Genomic DNA, 21337 nt, shown 5'->3' on the forward strand with positions numbered 1-21337 from the left:
AAAAGCAGTTGGCTGACCCGAAGTTGGTGTTGATAACCTCGAACTGATAGAGCGAATAAGGACTGGCTCGGCAACTAACAGATTAAAAAACGACTAATTTTTACTGGAGTAAATCGTAGCACGAACGTATGATTTGTTTGTCGTATTAATGAATTAACTAGTAATAATATGTAGGTTTTTGTTATGCATTATGTCTACTAAGTGGTTAATAATAAGTACATTATCTAAGAGTTTGTTGCATTATTATAGATTAGGTAGGGTTGTTTATTTTCGCTACCGATCCATTCGTTATTCTCCTGTTTGCCCATCGATTATACCCCTGTCTTTCGGGCGATAACCCCTCTTCAATTCGGTAAGCTGGCACTCTCTTTGATAGTTTCTGGACAGCTACATAAAGGATAGGCGGGATTAGCTCCTAATCGGCTCCGTTTGACTGTCACTTCGTAGGCAATCTTAAAACGTTACTCTATCTGCGTATGGTAAAGAACATTTACCCTCTTGTATATAGTCTGCACAGTATTTTCCGCCAGGAAGGCTTTAATAGGCTATATCGGAACCTTGTTCCCTTGCTTCTTCTGCTACTGCTGGGAGGTAACGCAGTCGCCCAGATATCAGGGACGGTATATCGGGATTTCAACGCAAACGGAACCCGGGAATACAGTCCCACGTCGCTCACCGGCGAAGTTGGCGTTGGTGGCGTGACCGTCACCGTTTACGCGGGCGGGGCGGTGGTCGGAACAGCGACTACCAGCTCCGTGGTTGCCACGCAGGGGCAGTTTAGCATTGTACCCTCAGCGGTCGGTCCCTACCGCATTCAGTTTACCAACCTGCCATCCGGCTATTTTGCGGGGCCAAGAGGATCGCAGAGCGGTACAACCGTTCAGTTTGCCAATACGTCGCCCGCAACGGTCAATCTGGGTATCAACTACCCAACCGATTATTGCCAGACGGAGCCGAACTTTTATGTGCCCTGCTACGTAAACGGTAACCCGACCAGTACGACCGGCAACGCCGGAGCACAACCCGTTCTTGTCACGTTGCCTTACAGCACCACGAGTACCGGAACAACCACGGCCGAAGTTGGTATTGCTGTCAATAGTCAGATTGGAACTGTGTACGGCGTTGCCTATCAGCGCGCGTCCAGAAATATTTTTTCGTCGGCTTTCGTGAAGCGGCATTCCGGTCTCGGGCCAAGTGGCGCGGGTGCTATTTACATCACTAAGCCTGGTTCCGGAACGACGTACACATCGTCTTTATTCGCTACGATTCCGAATGTCGGTACGGTAGCAACCAATACGGCCCGGGGTTTAACGGGTACTATCACCGATCAGAACCGGGATGTATCGGTATTTGATCAGGTTGGAAAAACGGGTCTTGGCGACCTGGAGATTTCGGATGACGGTTCGCAGTTGTACGTCCTTAACCTGAACGACCGGCAACTGTACCGGGTGCCTATCACTAACGCAAACAGCGCCAATCCCACGGCCGGAACGCCCGTGGCGTTTACCGTTCCTTCACCATCACAGACAACGGGGAGTGTGTTCCGGCCATTTGCGCTCAAGTACTACCGGGACCGGGTGTATGTCGGGGGCGTCACAACGAACGAAGGTGTAACGGCCACCCGAACTTTTTCTGCTGCGGGAAGCTCGGTTTCTTCGCCTAACCTGATCACCCGCGATACGGTCGGTATGAAGGCTGTCGTGTACGAATTCAACCCGGCTACCAACGCATTTACGCAGGTTTTGTCATTTCCGCTGACGTACAAGCGAGGAGCCGTTAACAACGATAAAGTTGGTGTTGACCGCTCGGAGTACTGGCTTCCCTGGACCAACATTCAGCCCGGTTATGATCAGAACAACCCGTCGAATGCTAACCCGATACCGAACCGGTTTTCGCGGGCCGATCTGGCTAACTGTAGCTATCCGCAACCCTGGTTTTCGGGTATTGAATTCGACATTGATGGTTCGATGATTGTCAGCATTCGGGACCGTCTGGGCGATCAATACGGTAACCTGAACTTAGGGTTAAATCCGAACAGTACTCAGTTGTTCCGGCCCATTTCGCCGGGCGACCTTCTCCGGGCCGGTCAGTGCTCACCGGGGCAGTGGACGATCGAGAACAATGCCCGTATTTGTAACGGAACCCCAACGGCCGGAGCCAACAACGGACAAGGACCGGGCAATGGCGAATATTATTTCAGCGATGCTGTATCGGTGGGCGAAACCGTCAATAACGTGTTTCGCCCGTACCACCTTGAGATGAGTGTGGGCGGACTGGCCGTATTGCCGGGACGGGATGAGGTAGCCGCGACCGTCATGGACCCTACCACGAATATTGATGCGGGGGGGATTCGGCGTTTTCGGAACTCAAACGGAACCGGTAGCCCGTCGACCAGCGTGCAGATCTACGAAAGTTCGAACGTAGCGACTTTCGGTAAGGCTAACGGCCTGGGCGATCTCGAGATTGGCTGTAATTATCAGCCGATCGAGATCGGTAACCGTATCTTCAACGACGGATCGGTACAAACGGCCAATGGTGTTCAGGACAATGGCCAGGGAGCGTCGAATTTCGCCAATATTACCGTTCAACTGTATCAAGGCGGTACGCTCGTCGGCACCACTACGTCCAATGCTAATGGCGAATATTATTTCACTAACCTGCTGCCTAATACAGCGTACGAAATACGGGTGCCGCTGAGTCAGACCGCTCTGGCTGGCTACACGCCAACAACCGCCAATGCCGGGTCGGATGATAATATCGACAGTGACGGCGTTACCGTGGGCAACAACGTTGTTATTTCTTTGACAACCGGCGACTATGGCGAGAACAACCACTCCTACGATTTCGGGTTTGCCACCTGCCCCACCATCACGAATGCCTCCGCGTCACAAACCGTATGCTCGGGCACGCCTGTCAGCTCACTGAGCGTAACGACGACGGCTACCGGGACGGATGCCATCCGCTTTGTCTATTTTACCAGTCCACAAAGCGGGACGGCAGCCTATTCGGGCGGCACGAGCCTGGGAACAGCTACACCTTCCGGTGGCACAGCGTCGATCAGCAACGTTGCTTTTCCGGCTAACACCGGTACGACGCCAGTTACGTATTATGTATATGCCATCCTGAACCCGACACCCGGGGCGGTAGATTGCCGACCGCAGGACGATATTCTGATAACAGTCCGGCCATTGCCAGCTGGTAGTGCCACAGCTACCGCTATAACCTGTGCCGCCCCGGCTACCGTGACGGGCACGTCGTCGCTGACCGGTTCAACATTTAGCTGGACCGGCCCGGGCGGCTTTACCTCAACCGCAGCCAGCTTTACGACGAATACGCCAGGTACGTATACACTGGTTGTGTCGGCCAGTGGCTGTACTGATCCGACACCCGCTACGGTGGTGGTCAACCAGAACACTACGCCCCCGCAGAACGTAACAGCGACTAATAACGGCCCGCTGACCTGTACCAATCTGTCTGCGACGGTATCAGCTACAAGTTCAACGACCGGAATCACTTACCGCTGGGTCGGTCCGAGTGGCTTTACCTCGACGGCCCAGAGCTTTACGACCAGTATTTCCGGTACGTACTCGGTGACGCTAACAGGCCCGAACGGTTGTACGGCCACGACATCGACAATCGTATCCAGCAATACCACCGCGCCTTCGGTAACGGCTTCCGTAAGCAATACGCTGACCTGCGCCCAACCCACGGCGACGGTTTCGGCCAGTAGCACTACCGGTGGAGTGACCTACCGCTGGGCGGGTCCGGGCGGCTTCACGTCGACTGCGGCCAGTTTCACCACGGCAACGGCCGGCACCTATTCAGTAACGGCAACGAATCCGGTCAATGGCTGCTCGGCTATTACGTCAGTGGTCGTTAGCCAGAACACGACACTACCGGCCAATGTCGGTGCTTCCAACACGGGCCCGCTGACCTGTACGCTGACGACGGCGACGGTATCGGCCAGCAGCACCACGGGCGGAGTTACTTACCGCTGGGCGGGACCGGGCGGCTTTACCTCAACGGCCCAGAGCTTTACCACGGCAACAGCCGGTACCTATTCGGTCACCGTTACGGCTCCGAACGGCTGTACGGTGGTTACCAGCACGAGCGTCCAGCAGGACCTTACCGCGCCGACCATCACGGCAAGCAACACGGGTCCGCTGACCTGTACGCTGAATACGGTGACGGTTAGTGCTACCTCCGACGTAGCGGCTACCTACCGCTGGGCAGGACCGGGTGGCTTTACCTCAACGGCCCAGAGCTTCACCACGGCAACAGCCGGCACCTACTCGGTGACGGTGACCTCGGCCAATGGTTGTACGGCCGTGACAAATACAAACGTTCAGCAGGACCGTACCGCTCCGACCATCACGGCGAGCAACACCGGTCCGCTGACCTGTACGCTGACGACGGTGACGGTCAGTGCTACCTCCGACGTAGCGGCTACCTATCGCTGGGCAGGACCGGGTGGCTTTACCTCAACGGCCCAGAGCTTCACCACGGCAACAGCCGGCACCTACTCGGTGACGGTGACCTCGGCCAACGGTTGTACGGCCGTGACAAGTACGTCGGTAGGACAGGATGTGGCGGCTCCAACGGTAACGGCTACTAACACAGGCCCATTGACCTGTACGCTGACTTCGGTTAACGTTTCGGCGTCAGCCAGTGAAGCAGTGACGTACCGGTGGACCGGCCCCAACAACTTCAGTGCTACTACACAAAGCTTTACTACGTCTGTACCGGGTACGTATACCGTAGTCGTAACAGCAGCGAATGGCTGCACGGCTACGGCAACGTCAACAATTAATCAGAACACAACCCCGCCGGCTGGCGTAGTCGCATCGAACAATGGCCCACTGACCTGTAATCTGGCGGCTGTAGGAGTCAGCGTCACCAGCAGTGGGGGCGTGGCATACCGCTGGGTCGGCCCGAGTGGCTTCACGACCACATCGCAGAGCTTTACGACTTCCGTAGCTGGTACCTATTCAGTCACCGTTACGGCAGCCAACGGCTGTACGGCGACGGCCAGTACGAGTGTGACTCAGGATGTAGTTCCACCGGCCAACGTAGCCGCCACGAACAACGGCCCCATCACCTGCGCCCAAACCACGGCGACGGTATCAGCCAGCAGCACCACCGGTGGGGTAACCTACCGCTGGGTAGGTCCGGGTGGCTTCACCTCGATTTCGCAAAGTTTCGTAACGACCGTAGCGGGCACCTACTCGGTGACGCTGACGGCTCCCAACGGCTGTACCGCTACGGCCAGCACCACCGTTGGGCAGAACATCACCCCTCCGGCTGGGGTGGCCGCCACCAACAACGGCCCCATCACCTGTGCTCAACCTACAGCAACGGTATCGGCCAGCAGCACCACGGGTGGGGTAACCTACCGCTGGGCGGGTCCAAACAGCTTCAGCTCGACGGCTCAGAGTTTTGCCACCAGTGTAGCGGGTGTGTACTCGGTGACGGTGACCAACCCGGCCAACGGCTGTACGACCACGGTAACGACCACGGTCACTCAGGACGTAACAACTCCGGCTGGGGTGGCCGCTACCAACAATGGCCCCATCACCTGTGCCCAACCCACGGCAACGGTATCAGCCAGCAGCACCACGGGTGGGGTAACCTACCGCTGGGCAGGACCGGGTGGCTTCACCTCAACGGCTCAGAGCTTCACCACCAGCGTAGCCGGTGTGTACTCGGTGACAGTAACTTCGGCCAACGGCTGCACAGCTACGGCTAACACTACGGTCGGTCAGGATATTGTTCCCCCGGCTGATGTTACAGTTTCCAATACGGGTCCGCTGACCTGCACATTGACGGCAGTAAACGTATCGGCCAGCAGTTCAACGCCTGGCGTCACTTACCGCTGGGCAGGTCCGGGTGGCTTCACCTCGATTTCGCAAAGTTTCGTAACGACCGTAGCGGGCACCTACTCGGTGACGCTGACGGCTCCCAACGGCTGTACCGCTACGGCCAGCACCACCGTTGGTCAGAACATCACCCCTCCGGCTGGGGTGGCCGCTACCAACAACGGCCCCATCACCTGCGCTCAACCTACAGCAACGGTATCGGCCAGCAGCACCACGGGTGGGGTAACCTACCGCTGGGCGGGTCCAAACAGCTTCAGCTCGACGGCTCAGAGCTTTGCCACCAGCGTAGCGGGTGTGTACTCGGTAACGGTGACCAACCCGGCCAACGGCTGTACGACCACGGTAACGACCACGGTGACTCAGGATGTAACAACTCCGGCTGGGGTAGTCGCTACGAACAACGGTCCGCTGAGCTGTACGCTGACAGCGGTGACCGTCTCAGCCAGCAGCACCACGGGTGGGGTAACCTACCGCTGGGCAGGACCGGGTGGCTTCACCTCAACGGCTCAGAGCTTCACCACCAGCGTAGCCGGTGTGTACTCGGTGACAGTAACTTCGGCCAACGGTTGTGTGGCTACAGCCAACACCACGGTTGGTCAGGATGTGGCTCCGCCAACGGTGATCGCGTCGAACACGGGTCCGCTGACCTGTGCACTGACCACCCGTACGGTATCAGCAACCGCCAACGAAGCGATGACCTATGCGTGGAGCGGTCCGGGTGGTTTCACCTCAACGGCGGCCAGCTTCACGACGAGTGTGGCGGGTACGTACTCGGTGACGGTGACCTCGGCTAATGGCTGTACGGCCACGGCCAGCACTACCCTCCAGCAGGATGTGGTTCCTCCGACCGTAACAGCAGCTAATAACGGCCCGATCACCTGCGCCCTGACAGCGGCCACAGTGAATGCTACGGCCAACGAAGCAGTGACATATGCCTGGAGTGGCCCAGGTGGTTTCACCTCAACGGCGGCCAGCTTCACGACGAGTGTAGCGGGTACGTACTCGGTGACGGTGACTTCGGCCAACGGCTGTACGGCCACGGCCAGCACTACCCTCCAGCAGAATGTGGTGGCTCCAACCGTAGCGGCTTCGAACAATGGCCCGCTGACCTGTCTGATCACCAGTGCTACGGTTTCGGCGGTTGCTAACGAAGCGGTGACCTACCGCTGGGTCGGCCCAGGTGGTTTCACCTCAACGGCTCAGAGCTTTACAGCATCGGTAGCAGGCACCTACTCGGTGACGGTAACCTCAGCCAACGGCTGTACGGCTACGGCCAGCACCACACTCGGTCAGAATATCACTCCACCAGCAGGTGTAGTTGCCTCTAATAATGGTCCGCTGAACTGTGCTCAGCCGACAGCCACGGTGAGTGTCACCTCGACCACGCTGGGTGTTACCTATAGCTGGAGCGGTCCGGGCGGTTTTACTTCAACGGCGCAGACCTTTACGACTTCCGTCGCGGGTGTATATTCAGTGACAGCCACCAATCCAGTTAACGGCTGTACAACGGTTACTTCGACGAACGTAGTGCAAAACAACACGCCGGTTGCGAACGTAGCGGTTTCCAACACGGGGCCGCTGACCTGTACGCTGACGACGGTAACCGTTTCGGCCAGCAGTTCAACGCCGGGCGTTACGTATGCATGGACTGGCCCAGGTGGTTTCACCTCAACGGCCCAGAGCTTTACGACCAGCACACCGGGTACGTATTCGGTGACGGTATCCGGACCAAATGGTTGCTCGCCGGTTACGGTCAGTACAACGGTAGGTCAGAATATTACTCCGCCGGCTAACGTATCGGCAACCAATACCGGCCCGCTGAGCTGCACATTGGGTTCGGTGACGGTATCGGCCAGCAGTACGACTCCAGGTGTCACGTATGCGTGGAGCGGTCCGGGTGGCTTTACCTCATCGGCTCAGAGCTTCATTACGGCATCGGCCGGTGTCTTCTCCGTGACGGTGACTTCGGCGAACGGCTGTACGGCTACGGCCAGCACCACCGTCGGTCAGGATAATACGGGTATTCAGAATGTAACGATCAGCAACACCGGTCCGCTGAACTGCACCCAGACATCCGCAACGGTTTCGGTCAACACAACAACGGCAAGCGTAACGTATAGCTGGGTAGGACCGGGTGGTTTCACCTCAACGGCTCAGAGCTTCACCACCAGCGTAGCCGGTACGTATTCAGTGACGCTGACGAGTACGGTTAATGGCTGTACGGCCGTAGCGGCTACCACTGTGGAGCAGAACATTGCGCCCCCAGCGGCTGTAGTGGCCAGCAATACGGGTCCGTTGACCTGTACGCTGACGACCGCTACGGTGAGTGTGACAACAACGACACCGGGCGTTACGTATAGCTGGGTGGGTCCGGGCGGTTTCACCTCAACGGCCCAGAGCTTTACGACCAGCACACCGGGTCTGTACTCGGTGACGCTGACGGCCCCCAACGGCTGTACAGCTACGGCCAGCACCACCGTTAGCCAGAACATCACCCCACCAGCGGGCGTAACGGCAACCAATACAGGTCCTTTGTCATGTACGCTGCTGAATGCAACAGTATCAGCCAGCAGTACGACCCCGGGTGTCATCTATGTCTGGGCGGGGCCGGGTGGCTTTGTCTCCACAAGTCAAAACTTCGTCACCAGTGTGCCGGGTGCGTACACGGTTACCGTGACGAATCCAGCGAATGGGTGCTCAACCACGGCTGTAACGACCGTTGGTCAGGATATTACCCCGCCGGCCAACGTAACAGCTACGAACAATGGCCCGCTGAGCTGTACGCTGACAGCGGTGACCGTCTCAGCCAGCAGCACCACGGGTGGGGTAACCTACCGCTGGGCAGGACCGGGTGGCTTCACCTCAACGGCTCAGAGCTTCACCACCAGCGTAGCCGGTGTGTACTCGGTGACGGTAACTTCGGCTAATGGTTGTGTGGCTACAGCCAACACCACGGTTGGTCAGGATGTGGCTCCGCCAACGGTGATCGCGTCGAACACGGGTCCGCTGACCTGTGCGCTGACCACCCGTACGGTATCGGCAACCGCCAACGAAGCGGTGACGTATGCCTGGAGCGGCCCAGGTGGCTTCACTTCAACTTCGGCCAGCTTCACGACGAGTGTGGCGGGTACGTACTCAGTGACGGTGACCTCGGCCAACGGCTGTACGGCCACGGCCAGCACCACCCTCCAGCAGGATGTGGCTCCGCCAACGGTGATCGCGTCGAACACGGGTCCGCTGACCTGTGCACTGACCACCCGTACGGTATCGGCAACCGCCAACGAAGCGGTGACGTATGCGTGGAGCGGCCCAGGTGGCTTCACCTCAACGGCGGCCAGCTTCACGACGAGTGTAGCGGGTACGTACTCTGTAACGGTGACCTCGGCCAACGGCTGTACGGCCACGGCCAGCACTACCCTCCAGCAGGACGTAACAACCCCAACCGTAGCGGCTTCCAACAATGGTCCAATCACCTGTGCGCAGACGACTGCCGCTGTAAGTGCTACGGCCAGTGAAGCGGTGACGTATGCGTGGAGCGGTCCGGGCGGGTTTACCTCAACGGCCCAGAGCTTTACGACCAGCACACCGGGCACCTACACTGTCGTAGTGACAGCAGCTAACGGTTGTACGGCCGCTACTTCGACGACTATTTTCAACAATACCGCGACTCCCGACGTAACGGCGACGGTGAGCAACACAATAACGATCAACCAGCCTACGGCGACGCTTACGGCCAGCAGCACCACACCAGGTGTTACTTATCAGTGGAACACGGGTGAGACTACGGCCACTATCTCGGTGAGTGCAGCCGGAACCTACTCGGTGACGGTTACTGCTCCCAACGGCTGTACGGCGGCTACAACCACGACGGTGGTCAGCGACACAGCCGCGCCGAGCGTAACGGCATCGGTGAGCAACACGCTGACCTGTGCTCAACCCACGGCGACCATCTCAACGACGGCTACACCGGGTGTTACCTACCGCTGGAATACAGGTGCAACCGCGGCTTCGATTGTCGTGAGTGAAGCCGGTACCTACTCGGTGACCGTCACGGCTCCGAATGGGGCAACTGCGGCTACGACTACGACGGTGGTCAGTGACACGACCGCGCCGAGCGTGACGGCATCGGTAAGCAACACGCTGACCTGTGCTCAGCCCACGGCGACCATCTCGACCACGGCCAGCCCGGGCGTAACGTATCAATGGAGCACGGGCGAGACCACGGCGACAATCTCGGTAAGCGCAGCGGGTGCTTACACGGTAACCGTAACGGCTCCGAACGGCTGTACGGCAGCTACGACTACGACGGTAGTGAGCGATACGGCAACGCCGGATGTGACCATTGCGGCAAGCAACACCCTTACCTGCGCTCAGCCCACGGCGACGCTGACGGCCAGCAGCACCACGCCAGGTGTTACTTATCAGTGGAACACGGGTGAGACTATGGCCACTATCTCGGTGAGTGCAGCCGGAACCTACTCGGTGACGGTCACTGCTCCCAACGGCTGTACGGCGGCTACAACCACGACGGTGGTCAGCGACACAGCCGCGCCGAGCGTAACGGCATCGGTGAGCAACACGCTGACCTGTGCTCAACCCACGGCGACCATCTCAACGACGGCTACACCGGGTGTTACCTACCGCTGGAATACAGGTGAAGTAGCACCTTCCATCCTGGTTGGATCGGCGGGCGTCTACTCGGTAACGGTAACCTCGGCCAACGGCTGTACGGCGACCGCGACCACGACGGTAGTGAGCGATACGGCTGCGCCAACCCTGACTGTCGGGGTAAGCAACACGCTGACCTGCGCCCAGCCAACGGCGACCATCTCGACCACGGCCAGCCCCGGCTCAACGTATCTGTGGAGTACGGGTGCCAACACGCCGAGCATTCTGGTCAGTGTAGCCGGTACGTATTCGGTAACGGCTACCACACCCAACGGTTGCGTGGCAACGGCCATCGGTGTAGTTGAGCAGAACTTCCTGCCACCAACTAATGTGACGTCTTCGAACACCGGCCCGCTGACCTGTACGCTAACGACGGTAACGGTCTCGGCCAGCAGTTCGGCTCCGGGTATTACCTATAGCTGGAGCGGTCCGGGCGGCTTTACGGCCAATACACAGAGCTTTACAACGTCAGTAGCCGGTACATACTCAGTGACCTTAACGGGTATCAATGGCTGTACGGCGGTGACCAGCACAACGGTGCAGCAGGATGTAGTCGCGCCAAATGTGACAGCTACGAACTCAGGGCCGCTAACCTGTACGCTGACGACGGCTGCGGTAAGTGCCACGGCTAACGAAGCGGTGACGTATGCGTGGAGCGGTCCGGGGGGTATTACTTCAACGGCCCAGAGCTTTACGACCAGCACCCCAGGTACCTACACCGTAGTCGTAACAGCGGCTAACGGTTGTACGGCCACCACCACGACCACTATTCAGATCAATCAGGCGGCTCCGACCGTAACGGCTACCAACAGCGGTCCGCTGACCTGTACACTGACGACGGCTGCGGTAAGTGCCACGGCTAACGAAGCGGTGACGTATGCGTGGAGCGGTCCGGGGGGCATTACCTCAACGGCTCAGAGCTTTACGACCAGCACGCCGGGTACTTACACCGTCGTCGTAACCTCGGCTAACGGCTGTACAGCCACCACCACGACGACTATTCAAATTGATCAGGCGGCTCCGACCGTAACGGCCACTAACACGGGCCCGCTGACTTGTACGCTGACCACAGTTAGCGTGTCGGCTTCGGCTAGCGAAGCGGTAACGTACGCCTGGAGCGGTCCGGGGGGTATTACTTCAACGGCTCAGAGCTTTACGACCAGCACCCCGGGTACCTACACCGTCGTCGTAACCTCGGCTAACGGCTGTACGGCCACCACGACGACCATCATCACCAGCAACACGATCGCACCGGCACTAGTCGCTACGGGTGGGGTGATCAGTTGTGAGGGAACCTCGTTGCAGATTACGGCCAGCGCCACACCTACGAACGTAACGTATGCGTGGAGCGGTCCGGGCGGGTATACCAGCACGGAACAGAATCCGACGGTAACTGCTATCGGAACCTATACGCTGACGGTAACCTCGGCCAACGGCTGTACGGCCACGGATACGGCCATTGTCTCGAAACAACCGTGTGCCAGCCTGGGTGACCTGGTCTTTGAGGATACCAACGCCAACGGCCAGCAGGATGCCGGTGAGCCGGGTATTGCAGGTGTTACGGTTACTCTTTTACAGAACAACTTAGTGGTCAATACGACCACGACGAATGCCAGTGGCGTCTACAGCTTCACGGGCCTGACGCCTGGCTTGCCTTACGTAGTGCAGTTTGGCGCACCAACCGGATACACGGCTACGGTCGCAAACGTAGGCCCGGATGCCACTGATTCGGACGCTGATCCGAATACAGGGCAGACCATCAGCTACATTCTGGCAGCCGGTGAAAACAACCTGACGGTCGATGCGGGCTTCTACCGGCCGGCCTCTCTGGGAGATCGCGTCTTTGCCGACGCAAACCGCAACGGTATTCAGGACGGCGGAGAAACCGGTATCCCGGGGGTAACGGTTACGTTGGTGAACAACGGCACAGCCGTGGCCAGCGTAGTGACGGACGCGAATGGCGTCTACAGCTTCACGGGTCTGACACCGGGTGTATCGTACCAGGTGCAGTTTACGGCCCCGGCCAACTTCACGGCGTCACCGGCCAATCAGGGTGGCGACGATGCGACCGACAGCGATGCCATCAACGGGGTAACCCAGAGCGTAACGCTGGCGTCGGGTGAGAACAACACCACGCTGGATGCAGGCTTCTACCTGCTGCCGGCCAGTCTGGGTGACCTGGTCTTCGAGGATATCAACGCAAATGGCGTTCAGGATGCCGGTGAACCGGGTATTGCGGGTGTAACGGTCAACCTGTTGCAGAATGGAACGGTGGTTGCCACAACCACGACCAATGCCAGCGGGGTATACAGCTTCACCGGTCTGCTGCCGAACGTAGCGTACGTTGTGAGCTTCACCGCCCCAGCCGGCTTTACCGCTACCCTGGCCGACCAGGGGGGGGACGACGCGGCTGATTCCGATGTCAATCCGCTGACCGGACAAACCGGCAGCTACACACTGGCAGCGGGCGAAAGCAATTCGACGGTCGATGCGGGCTTCTACCGGCCGGCCTCTCTGGGGGATCGCGTCTTTGCCGACGCTAACCGCAACGGTATTCAGGACGGCGGAGAAACCGGTATCCCGGGGGTAACGGTGAGCCTGCTTCGGGATAATACCGTGGTGGCTATCATTACGACGGATGCAAATGGTGTATACAGCTTCACGGGTCTGACCCCGGGCGTATCGTACCAGGTGCGCTTCACAACACCAGCCGGCTACACGGCAACGCTGGGTAACCAGGGTGGCGACGATGCGACCGACAGCGATGCCATCAATGGGGTAACCCAGAGCGTAACGCTGGCATCGGGTGAGAACAACACCACGCTGGATGCAGGCTTCTATCTGCTGCCGGCCAGCCTGGGTAACTTCGCCTTCGAGGATATTAATGTCAACGGTATTCAGGATCCGGGCGAACCGGGTGTGCCGGGCGTAACCGTCAGTCTGCTCCAGAACGGCGTGGTGGTGCAGGTTACGTCAACGAATGCAAACGGAGAGTATAGCTTCACGAATCTCCTGCCAGGAGTAGCCTACCAGGTGCAGTTTGCGCCCATGCCGATGTTCACAATCACGGCCGATAATGAGGGTGGGGACGATGCGCTTGATTCGGATGCTAACCCGCTGGACGGCGAAACCGGGGTGTACATCCTGGAGTCGGGTGAGAACAACACAACCGTTGATGTGGGGCTGTACCGCCAGGCTGCCTTGGGTGACCGGGTGTTTGCCGACGTGAACCGCAACGGTGTGCAGGATGCCGGTGAGCCGGGTATTGCAGGCGTAACCGTTACGCTGATCAGCAACGGCTTGTCGCTGACGACCACAACGACGGATTCGAGCGGGGTGTACAGCTTCACAGCCCTGACCCCGGGTGTACCGTACTCAGTGAGCTTCACGGCTCCGGCCAACTATACGGCTACGCTGGCTAATCAGGGAGGTGACGATGCTGCCGACAGTGACCCGATCAACGGGGTAACGCAGAGCATCACCCTGGCATCGGGCGAGACCAACAACACCCTCGATGCTGGTTTCTACCTGCTCCGCTTCGATCTGGCCCTGTCAAAAGATATAGTCTCCGCGCCGAGTCCATTGTTGCCGGGAGGGGTCATAACCTACCAGATTATAGTCACCAACCAGGGAGAACTGACCGCGACTAATACAGAAGTAACCGACTTTATACCCGACGGAACAGCGTTCAATGCGGCTGCCAGCCCTGGCTTCACGCAATCGGGCAGCAATGCCGTGGCGACTATCGCCAGTCTGGCACCGGGTGAGTCGGCTACGCTGACGATCGGCCTGACGCTGACGGCTACGACGGGTGGCATTATCACCAACCGGGCCGAGATCACCGCCGATAGTGGCGACGATGTAGACTCAACACCGGGCAATGCCGGTACGGTACCTAACGAGGATGATACCGATACGGCTCTGTTGCAGCCGCAGCAGTTCGCGGCCCTGGGTGACTTCGTCTTCGAAGACCTCAACGCGAACGGCCAGCAGGATGCCGGTGAGCCGGGTATTGCGGGTGTGACGGTGCAACTGCTGCAAAACGGAGTAGTGGTGAACACCACAACGACCAATGCCAGTGGGGTGTACAGCTTCACGGGCCTGACGCCGGGCCTACCGTATCAGGTGCAGTTCACGGCCCCGGCCGGCTATACGGCTACTCTGGCCAACCAGGGTGGTAACGGTGCGACAGACTCAGATGCAGATCCGCTGACGGGTCGCACGGCTACTTTCACCCTGGCTTCAGGCGAGGTTGATCTGTCGGTCGATGCGGGCTTCTACCGCCCGGCTTCCCTGGGTAATCTGGTCTTCAACGACCTCAACCAGAACGGGCAGCAGGATGCGGGCGAAACAGGAATACCAAACGTAACGGTGCAGTTGCTCAATACTAACGGCAACGTACTGCTGACTACGACGACGGATGCCAATGGTGTCTACAGCTTCACGAGCCTGACGCCGGGTATAATCTACGTCGTAGCGTTCACGCAGCCTGACGCCTTCACGTCGACAACGGCCAATACCGGCAACGATGCGACCGACAGCGATGCCAACGAAGTGACCGGCCGGACTGGGCCGTACGTACTGGCCTCCGGTGAGAACAACACGACGGTCGATGCAGGCTTCTACTGCATCACGCCAGTGATCGCGGCCAGCGCTCCGCCGGTGTGTTCGGGCGAAACCCTGGTGCTGACGGGTACTACATCGTCGACGGGCGTTTCCTACGCCTGGACGGGTCCGAACAGCTTCACGGCCAGCGGGGCAGTGGTCACTATTCCGAATGCGATGACGGCTAACAGCGGTTCGTATACGCTGACCGTCACCAACCTGATCACCGGTTGCAGCAGCAGTATCGGAGTTGACGCGGTAGTGAATCCGGCACCGGAGAGCGTCACGCTGGCGGCCCGGGAGGCTACCTGCGACGGGTCTACGTCACGTTCCGATGGCCAGGTGGTACTCGGAAACTTCGGCCCGAACGACCGCTTCGACGTATCGACCGGTACGACCTACAACGGCGCTACGAGCTACAATGACGCCCTGCCGATTCCGGCCAATGGGGTTATCCTGAGCAACATCAGCCGGACCGGTACGCCACAGACGTATATCGTCCGGGTGTTCACTCAGGCCGGGTGCTTCATACAACGGTCCGTTGTGCTTCAGAACACCCAGTGTGAGTGCCCACCGGCGAAGTGCGTACCGTTCGTGATTCAAAAGATAAAAAGCCGCACGGCTGGAAGATAGTGCACATAGAGAGAATGTGTCGAATAAAAACCCTGGCGATAGCATTTCGCCAGGGTTTTTTGTTTTCGGATACCGATTAACTTTTAGTAGTCGTTAGGTGTTAATCCATTGAAGTGATTGACTGATTTGGAAGCATTGACCAGTTACTTTATTTTCACCCGTTTGTTGAACGTACAGCGTCAGTCTTTGCACTGGCCCGTCGACCGGAACATGACTTATTGGGAAAACACAGCCTTCTCGGACGTTTTCTGCATCGATTTAATGAATTACCATTACCCTGCATGATCCTGATTGTTGATGACAGACGGGAAAATATCCTGCCTCTGAAAAAAATACTTGAGCTGCATCGATTTGTGGTCGACACGGCCGAATCGGGAGAAGAAGCACTACGGAAAGTTCTGACTACGTCCTACTCCGTTATTATTCTCGACGTGCAGATGCCGGATATGGATGGGTTTGAGGTCGCGAATGCCATTGCCGGGTTTAGTAAGGCCCGGTTCACGTCCATCATTTTTCTGTCGGCGGTCAATACCGAAAAGAAGTTTATCACCAAAGGCTATACCTCGGGCGGGGTCGATTACCTGACCAAACCGGTCGACGCCGATATTCTGGTTCTGAAAGTCAAGACGCTGCATAAGCTATACGAACAGCAGCAGGAACTCCGGGCGGCTCAGGATTCGCTACGGAAAGAGGTGGAGGTGCGAAAACAGGCACAGGAGGTCCTTACCGAACGTATGCAGGAGCTTCAGGGCGTGCTGGCGTCGTTGCCTCAGGTCGCCTTCACGGTGGCTTCGAATGGGCAATTGGAATACGTCAACGAGTACTGGTTTCGCTACGCACCCTCATCGTCGACGTTTCCGGCTGTGTACGCCGACGATAACGTCTGGGATGAATGGAAGCGGTCGTTGACCGACGGTGGTGAATTTACGCGGGAAGTCCGGCTGAAGGATCTGAATACGGGCGACTACCGGTACCACCTGCTGCGTATCATTCCGATCCGGCAGCAGGGCAACCTCACCCGCTGGATCGGTACGTTCACGGACATTCACCCGCAAAAGCAGGCTGCCGAATTGCTGGAGCGCGAAGTAGAAGTCAGGACAAACGAACTCCGGGTGAAAAACGCCGAGCTGGAGCGGACAAACCACGAGTTGCAGCAGTTTACGTGGGTAGTATCGCACGACCTGAAGGAACCGCTGCGGAAGATTCAATTGCTCAACGACACCATCAAGGAAAAATACCTCAAAGATAATCCGGAGGCAACGCCGTATCTGGATCGGACCATCCGGTCGTCGGCGCGGATGGCGACGCTCATCAATGATCTCCTGTCGTACACGCAGCTATCGGCCCCCGAAGCGTTTCACCCGACCGACCTGAACAGCCTGCTAACGGATCTGCTCCAGGATTTTGAGGATGTAACCGCGAAAAAAGGCGCTATTGTAGACGTAGGGCCTATTCCGGTGCTGGACGTGATTCCGACGCGTATTCGGCAGGTTTTTCAGAACCTGATCAGCAACGCTCTTAAGTTTGCGAAAGAGAACGTACCGCCCGTTATCACGATTCGGGCCGAACGTATCGATACAAAGGACATTAATGGCTGCCCGGTCCCGGATGGTGCCTATTGCCGGATTGTGGTGCAGGACAACGGCATCGGTTTTGACGAGAAGTTTCTGGATCGGATCTTCGTCATTTTTCAGCGGCTCCACAACCGGACTAATTACGAAGGTACTGGCATTGGCCTGGCTATTGCCCGCAAAAACATTGAAAAGCACCACGGCATCATTTCAGCGCGGAGCCGTGTGAACGAAGGAGCCAGTTTCATTCTTGTGTTGCCGGTCAAACAAGCTGCCAACGAGTCGGTTTCTGAAACGCGGTAAGCTGCATTTATCTCTTTTTTTATGCCACCAAACGCTACGTCGAACTCAATTATCCGGCAACTTCAGGTTGTCTTCTCGCTCTCCACAATCTTGCTGCTGCTCAGTCTGGTAGCTTCGTTTGTAAGCATCCAGCGCCTGATCAGTAATTCTGAACTGGTCAACCACACCAACGAGGTGCTGATCGAGTCGGAAAATATCATCTCATACATGAAGGATGCGGAAACGGGGCAGCGGGGCTATCTGGTCACCCTCGATCCGGTTTTTCTGCAACCGTATGACGGCAGTTACGAAAAAGTGGTAGCCAGTTTCAATCGGCTCGGCGTACTCATGGCCGATAATGCTGTCCAGCAGAAAAATTTGGCGCAGTTGAAAGCCCTCTTCGAGGCCAAATTTGATCAGATGCAGAAGGTCATTGACCTGACCAGGGCCGGGGCCATTACGGGCCGGGATACAGCCCGGCGATATCGGGAAATGGTACGCGGTAAACAGGTGATGGATGATTTACGGTCGGTAGTCAATCAGATCAAGGCGCAGGAAAACCGATTGCTACAGGTCCGGACGGATCAGCAGCAGGTGTACATTACGTATACGCCTATTCTGCTTGTCATCACAGCCCTCATCTCCATGCTGATAACGGGCTTTGCCTACGTTCGTATCAAGCGGGATATGGATGTCCGGCTGGCTGAACAGCAGAAAACCGAAGAACAATACGTCGAAACCAACCGGCGGATCGGCATCATGGAGGGGATTACCCGTAAAATAGCCGATGGCGACTATGCCGTCCGGAGTACCGATACGGAAGACGATGAGCTGGGTCGGATTGCAACCGCCCTGAACAAAATGGCGGCCTCGCTCGAACGGACTTTTACGGACCTGAAGAGCCGAAACTGGCTGCAAACGGGTGCCGTGGCCGTCAGTGATGCCATTCGGGGCGAAAAGGACCCGAAAAAGCTGGCCAGCCGGGTGCTGGCTGCGTTGGCGGAGTACATGGAAGCGCCACTGGCTACCATGTACATCATTGACAATGACCGCAACTACCGATTGGCGGGTAGTTACGCAGTGCAGAAAGTGCCGCCTGTCGTCAGCATCGGAGAGGGGCTGGTTGGGCAGGTCATTGAACGTAAGAAAACCGTAGTCGTGCAGGACGTACCTGCCGACTATAGAAAGGTGAGTTCGTCGCTGGGTGAGGCCACTCCGGTGTCGCTCATCATCAGTCCGCTGGTCTACGACGGTGTCACCATCGGAGCCATTGAGCTGGGAATGCTTCGGGCGCCTACCTCGCTGGATGTCGAATTTGTGGAAGCCAACCGCGAGACTATGTCCATTGGGGTGAATGCCGCGCTGGACTATGGCAAAATGCAGCATCTGCTCGAAGAAACCCAGGCGCAGGCTGAAGAACTACAGGTGCAGCACAGCGAACTGGAAAACCTGAATACGGAACTGGAGATGCAGGCCCAGCGGTTGCAGGCGTCCGAAGAAGAACTTCGTGTGCAGCAGGAAGAACTGCAACAGACCAACGCCGAACTGGAAGAGCGGGGCCTGCTGCTGGAGGAAAAAAACGACGAGATTCAGAAGAAGGCAGACGAACTGGAACTGGCCACCCGCTACAAGTCCGAGTTCCTGGCCAATATGTCGCACGAATTACGGACACCCCTCAATTCGATTCTGCTGCTGAGCCGGCTGCTGGCCGAAAACATGGACGAGAACCTGACCAGCGAACAGGTAGAGTACGCCCGTGTCATCCAGTCGTCGGGGAACGGGCTGCTGGGTCTGATCGACGAGATCCTGGATCTGTCGAAGATTGAAGCCGGGCAGATGAAACTCGAATACGAGCGTATACCGGTCAGCGACATTGCCGACGAGATGCAGGCGTTGTTTGGCATCATGGCCCAGGAAAAAGGCTTACAGTTTGGGATTACAGTTGCGCCGGATGTACCGGCCGTTATCGAAGTTGATAAGATGCGGCTGGGGCAGATTCTAAAAAATCTGTTGTCCAACGCCCTCAAATTTACCGCGAAAGGAAGTGTTACGCTGGCCATCAAACCGGAGAATCGGTCGGCGAACCGGCTCTGCTTCATCGTGAAAGATACCGGCATTGGCATACCGCCCGAGAAGCAGCCGCTTATCTTTGAAGCGTTCCAGCAGGCCGACGGATCAACCAAACGGAAATACGGTGGAACGGGCCTTGGACTGTCCATCAGCCGCGAGCTGGCCAAGCTGCTGGGGGGCGAAATCACCCTGAACAGCCGGGTCGACGCAGGTAGTGAGTTTACGTTGATTATCCCGATAGTTGCCGTACCTGGCGCGGCTGCTCCGTCAGCTCCTGCGCCGGCTGAGGTTGTAACGCACCACGTGCAGAAACCACCGGTGCACGAACAGCCGTCGCCGAATGATACGCCGGTGGCCGAGACGAAGAAATACATCAGCCCAACCATTCCGGAGCCCGTTCCCGACGACCGGCAGACGATCACCGAGCAGGACAAGATTATTCTGATCGTTGAGGATGATACAAACTTTGCTAAATCGCTGCTTGAGTTTGCCCGCAAGAAAGGATACAAGGGGGTTGTGGCCGTACGGGGCGATGAGGGGTTGCGGCTGGCGGCTGCCTACCGACCCATCGGCATCCTGCTGGATATTCAGTTGCCCATCATGAGCGGTTGGGAAGTTATGGACGCCCTGAAGGCTAATCCGCAGACCCGACCTATTCCGGTGCATATCATGTCGTCGCACAAACTTAAAAATGAGAGTTTGCTGAAGGGCGCCATCGATTTCGTGGATAAGCCCGTCGCGTTCGAGCAGATGCAGGAGGTTTTCGGCAAGATCGAATACGTCCTGAATCGGGATACCAAAAAGGTGCTGATTATTGAAGATAACCCAAAACACGCCAAAGCGCTGGCCTATTTTCTGGAATCCTTCAATATCAATTCTGAACTGCGGAGCGATATTTCGGAGGGAATTACGGCCCTGAAACGGCGGGAGGTTGACTGCGTTATTCTGGACATGGGTATCCCGGATAACAAAGCGTACGATGCCCTTGAGGAAGCCCGGAAAAATCCAGAACTGGAAAACCTGCCAATCATCATCTTTACGGGCAAAAGTCTGTCGCTCTCGGAAGAGCTGAGGATCAAGAAATACGCCGACTCGATCATCGTCAAAACGGCCCATTCGTACCAGCGCATGCTCGACGAAGTGTCGCTGTTCCTGCATCTGGTGGAGGAGAACAAGTCGGCGGCCAACACTAACGGAACGACGAAAAAGCTGGGTGCGCTGACGCAGGTACTGAGCGGAAAAACCGTGCTGGTAGCCGACGATGACGTACGGAACATCTTCTCGATGTCGAAAGCGCTTGAGCAGTATAACATGACCGTTGTTGCTGCGCTGGATGGCAAAGAAGCCCTGCAGCGGCTGGAAGAAAATCCGACTGTCGATGTGGTGCTGCTGGATATGATGATGCCGCAGATGGACGGCTACGAAACGGCCCGCAAAATCCGCGAGCAGTATCGATTCAGGAACTTGCCGGTCATTGCCGTGACGGCGAAAGCCATGACCGGCGACCGGGAAAAATGCATCCAGGCCGGTGCGTCGGATTACATTACCAAACCCGTCGATATTGACCAGCTTATATCCCTCTTGCGCGTCTGGCTGTACGAACGGTGAGATGGTTTGTCGTTTACGGTGCCT

The 21337-nt window shown here is 57.4% G+C and carries 3 protein-coding genes; all 3 read left to right on the plus strand.

The window, feature by feature from the left end:
* Window positions 1-566: 566 nt before the first annotated feature.
* The 3 genes from BN8_RS02120 (at window position 567) to BN8_RS02130 (ending at window position 21313) form a co-directional block, all read left to right on the plus strand.
* Window positions 567-15782, plus strand: coding sequence for an SdrD B-like domain-containing protein (locus BN8_RS02120; protein WP_192579011.1), 15216 nt, complete (start codon window positions 567-569; stop codon window positions 15780-15782).
* Window positions 15783-16063: 281 nt separating this feature from the next.
* Window positions 16064-17656, plus strand: a complete 1593-nt coding sequence (locus BN8_RS02125) for a hybrid sensor histidine kinase/response regulator (protein ID WP_009280130.1) — start codon at window positions 16064-16066, stop codon at window positions 17654-17656.
* A 21-nt stretch (window positions 17657-17677) separates the two neighbouring features.
* A complete protein-coding gene (locus tag BN8_RS02130) occupies window positions 17678-21313 on the plus strand; it encodes a response regulator (RefSeq protein WP_009280131.1) in 3636 nt (1211 codons plus the stop codon).
* The last annotated feature ends 24 nt before the right edge of the window (window positions 21314-21337 follow it).

It is taken from the genome of Fibrisoma limi BUZ 3 (assembly GCF_000296815.2).
In the GTDB taxonomy this organism is placed as follows: domain Bacteria; phylum Bacteroidota; class Bacteroidia; order Cytophagales; family Spirosomataceae; genus Fibrisoma; species Fibrisoma limi.